This is a genomic window from Micromonospora aridisoli, assembly GCF_056150025.1.
Genome location: NZ_JAXCFK010000110.1, coordinates 1 through 576 on the forward strand (window position 1 = coordinate 1; position 576 = coordinate 576).

General features: G+C 33.9%; 1 protein-coding gene. It reads left to right on the forward strand.

The genetic code is table 11. The features are described from left to right. Positions 1-400: 400 nt before the first annotated feature. The coding region (locus SM447_RS29615) for an SDR family NAD(P)-dependent oxidoreductase (RefSeq protein ID WP_474576158.1) at positions 401-576 on the forward strand (176 nt) is incomplete at its 3' end.

The following is a 576-nucleotide window of genomic DNA, read 5'->3' on the forward strand; positions in this document are numbered from 1 at the left end:
TCTTCGAGTTGAGCTTGTGAACTAAGTCCAAAAAAGATGGCTAAAATTGTTAAAATGATTTTACGTAAAGTTGGCGTCATAGATTAAAATATTATATTTTTACCGAGCAATTTAGGGAAATTATCAAGAAGAGTAGTTGCTCAAAATGATTTTAACTGTATAGATCACAGTGCATAAGTAGCGGATGTAAATGACGAGTAAAAAAGACAAAGATTTTTTAGTAGTTAGCGCAATCGATTGAAGAACGATTTGTGTTTGGGTCTGTTTCTTGTTAATTTGTTGTGATATAGCTTTTTGTACATTTTTGTCCTGTTTTGCGGATCATTCTTTTATATTTCGTTGATGAAATACGAATAAAAAAAAACAACTTTGAATCATAATAAAAATTTAACAAATACCCATGACTGATAAAGTAGTAGTGTTAACTGGAGGAGGAGGCGTCCTTGGTAGTACTTTGGCCATTGCACTAGCAAAAAGAGGAGCAAAATTGGCTATTCTCGATCTCAGAAAAGAATTAGCTGATAAAGTAGCAGACGAAATCAAAGCTGCTGGTGGAAAAGCTATCGGTGTAGCGGC